This window comes from Rhodococcus sp. (in: high G+C Gram-positive bacteria) (assembly GCF_049286785.1).
Taxonomy (GTDB): Bacteria; Actinomycetota; Actinomycetes; order Mycobacteriales; family Mycobacteriaceae; genus Rhodococcus_F.
On sequence record NZ_JBAQEO010000812.1, the window covers coordinates 1 to 3,137 of the forward strand.

A 3,137-nucleotide genomic window follows, 5' to 3' on the forward strand; every position below is an offset into this window, starting at 1 on the left:
GTGCGAAGGTGGCCTGGGTGCGCTTGGAGACCGGATCGAACGGGACGAACTCCACGACCTCGCCCGGCGGTAGCTGCCCGGGGGCGGCGGCGAGGACGGCCAGGTCGATCAGGTCGCGGTCCTCCGCGCGGGACGCCAGCGCCGCCGCGCCCAGCAGTTCGGCGGCCTCGACTCCCGGCGCGGTCCACGGTGTCGCGACGGCGAGCCGGTTCTGGGTCAGGGTGCCGGTCTTGTCCGAGCACAGCACATCAATGCCGCCCAGTTCCTCCACGGCTGGCAGATGGGAGACCACGGCATGCTGCCGGGCGAGGTGGCGGGCGCCGACCGCCATGGTCACCGACAGCACCGCGGGCAGCGCCACCGGCACCGACGCGATCGTGACCACCAGGGCGAACTCCAGCACCGACAGCACCGGGTTGCCGCGTGCCACCGATACCGCCACGGTGAGCGCCACCAGGGCCACGGCCAGGACGATGAGGTAGTGGCCGATCCGCATGACCGCGCGCTGGAAGTGGCTGACCGTTCCCGCGCTCTGCACCAGCGCGGTGGTGCGGCCGAAGAAGCTGGACGCGCCGGTGGCGTAGACGAGAGCGTCGGCTTCCCCGCGCACCACCACCGCGCCCGCATACAGCGCGTCCCCGGCGCCCCGGTTGACCGGCAGCGACTCCCCGGTCAGCGCCGACTGGTCCACCTTCAGCGACACATCCTCCAGCAGCCGGGCGTCGGCGGGTGCCACATCCCCCAGCCGCACCCGGATCACATCACCGGGCACCAGTTCCCGTACCGGCACCGCCTCCCACACGCCGTCCCGCAGCGCTCGGGCCTCGGTCGCCAACTGCTCCTCGAGTGCCGCGATGGCGTTCGCCGCCTGATGCTCCTCGGTGAAGGCCACTACGCCGTTCATCAACAGCAGGACACCGACGATCGCTGCGTCGGTCCAGTGCCCCACGACCAGGGACAGCACCAGAGCGGCCTCGATCATCCATGGGATCGGCGCCCAGAAGTAGCCCAGGAACACCAGCACCGTGTTCCGGTGCTCCTCGACGATCTCGTTCGGCCCGTACCGCTCCAGCCGTGCCTGTGCCTGCCCGCCGCTCAGTCCCTCGGCGGACGCTTCCAGCTCCGCCAGCACGGCAGGCAGCGGCAGGTGCGTCAGGTCTGTCTGCGTCCCCATAGATCCCCTCGCTCCTTCCGGGCGCTTCACGGGATGGCCCTGACAGCCCCGCCGGCGGCCGGCGGACGGGCTCCGAAGACCGCTTGCCAGCGCCTCCCGCGCCGCGTCCTCGACGGCTCCCTCACACATCGCATCGACCACGCACCCGCACACATGCGCTTCGCGGACCTCTCGCCGAGCCCGGCCAGCGCACCCTCCGCCGCCCCCGGCTGCTGCAGCACGTCCACACAGTACCGGTCGCTCTCGAGCATCCGCACGACCGCGTGCAAGCAGGTGCTTGGCTTGGCTGGCGATGAGGTTGGTCGGCGTGCTGGAGGTCGGGTTTCGCGGCGACGCGGGTGTTCGCGGATGAGGAGTTGGCGCGCCTGCGGGAGTTCCCGGAGGTCAGCCGTGAGGAGTTGTTCCGGTTCTTCACGCTGACCCCGGCCGATACTGCGTTCTCGCGCCGGGGCGGGGGCGTGGTCCGGAGGATCAGCTCGGCCTTGCGGTGGCGTTGTGCACGCTGGCGTGGTTGGGGTTCGTGCCGGAAAGAGTCGCGGCCGCGCCGCCGGTGGCGGTGGCCCGGTTGGCGGATCAGCTGAAAGTCGATGCGTCGCAGATCCGTTCGTACGGCCGCCGGGCTCGGACCCGCACCGCGCATCTGAGGCTGGCGACGGTGCGGGCTTCGGCCAGGTCGGCGCCGTGGGCGCGTTCCCATTCGAACAGCCACCACGGGCCCGCGACCAACAGCACATAGACGAGCGGATGATGGAACTGGCGCACCATCCTCCAACATGTTTCGGCCCGAACCGCTCCCACCGCTCAGCGGCATCCCGTCCGGTCAGATCGCGATGCTGGCCGGTTTCGAGCAGCAACATCACCTCACCGGCCGACAACGCGTGATGCGCATTCGGCAGCCGGGAAACCGATGCGGTCATCACCTCACCTCATCCTGCGTATCGCCCGCGTTTGCTCCCGCTGGTTCGAGCGCTCCCGAAACCGATTGGGCGAAAACAAATCTCAGCCTCATCCGGCCACTCGCTCGACGCCTCGCCGGATGAAGTAGTCGACCAGCGGGGGACACACGGGCGTACCTACGGCGCCGGGGTCGGCGGCCTTGACCATCAGGCTTTCCAGCAGCCTTCCTAGCAGTGGGAGACGGACCGTGAAATCCATTTCCCTGGTCAGCCTGGTTCCTCCGTCTTCCGGCTCGACGGTGAACACCACGGTGGCAGCGACCAGGCCCAGGTTCTTGCTCACGAACCGCCGATGGGGCACGTACTCGGTGTGGACCGTGACGCCGCGGAAAGGCATCCCGGCGAGCCGATAGGTCCACTCGTAGACGTTGCCCACACCATGGCTGGACTCGTTGACTGTCTGCAGCGTTATGCCTGCTGGAACGACGGCCGGGTCGGCAATACGGTCGAACACGGCCTCGGGGGCGGCGTCGATGTGAATGCTGTGTACGGCGGTTGTCATGCTCGGGCCGCCCAATCTTCCGCAACACCCCGCGGCACGTGAGCCGATGTCACCGCGGCACCTCCCAGGCTGTCTGGAACGCCAGGGCAACCAGGCCGGCATCGATGACGAAGCCGAGTACGAGGGTGGGTGCGAAGAACAACACGAGCAACGTCGTGGAACCGAGGACGCCCGCGACTGTGAGACCGGTCCCCCAGACGTCCGGGACCAGCCATCCAAGCCACCGCCAGCGCAGTCGCGGCCGATGCTACGAACGTGACCACGGCCAGCACCGCACCCATCGAATGCACAAGTCGGCCATCGACGCCGCGGCCGATCAACCACGAGCGGTTCGCGCCGGGCCCGGTGAGGTCACGGCAGACCCTCTCTTGCATGCTGACGGGCAACGTCGCGCCCAGGTTGTACCTAATGCGCTGGCGGAAAGACGGCGTGTTCATACCATCGAATCTACGAACCACCCGTCGGCGGCGAGCGAGGACGAAGTCACCCTCTGCAGTGCCCCATG

Annotated in this window: 3 protein-coding genes and 2 pseudogenes; 1 reads left to right on the forward strand and 4 read right to left on the reverse strand. The window is 68.8% G+C overall.

Features of this window, described 5'->3' with window-relative positions; all coding sequences use genetic code 11:
• Both WAW17_RS29260 and WAW17_RS29265 read right to left on the reverse strand, forming a co-directional pair.
• On the reverse strand, positions 1 to 1,174 hold a 1,174-nt coding region (locus tag WAW17_RS29260), incomplete at its 3' end, for an HAD-IC family P-type ATPase (RefSeq protein ID WP_422336354.1).
• 26 nt (positions 1,175 to 1,200) lie between these two features.
• Positions 1,201 to 1,431: a metal-sensing transcriptional repressor gene (locus WAW17_RS29265; RefSeq protein ID WP_422336355.1), complete on the reverse strand. Its 231-nt coding sequence runs from the start codon at positions 1,429 to 1,431 to the stop codon at positions 1,201 to 1,203.
• Positions 1,432 to 1,512: 81 nt separating this feature from the next.
• Here WAW17_RS29265 and WAW17_RS29270 point away from each other — a divergent pair.
• Positions 1,513 to 1,853 (forward strand): annotated as a pseudogene (locus tag WAW17_RS29270) (DUF4158 domain-containing protein); the annotation flags it as partial.
• A 35-nt stretch (positions 1,854 to 1,888) separates the two neighbouring features.
• On the opposite strand, the pseudogene WAW17_RS29275 reads toward WAW17_RS29270, so the two are convergent.
• Both WAW17_RS29275 and WAW17_RS29280 read right to left on the reverse strand, forming a co-directional pair.
• Positions 1,889 to 2,091: pseudogene (locus tag WAW17_RS29275) on the reverse strand (hypothetical protein); the annotation flags it as partial.
• An 88-nt stretch (positions 2,092 to 2,179) separates the two neighbouring features.
• Positions 2,180 to 2,632, reverse strand: a complete 453-nt coding sequence (locus tag WAW17_RS29280) for an SRPBCC family protein (protein ID WP_422336356.1) — start codon at positions 2,630 to 2,632, stop codon at positions 2,180 to 2,182.
• Between the last annotated feature and the right edge of the window lie 505 nt (positions 2,633 to 3,137).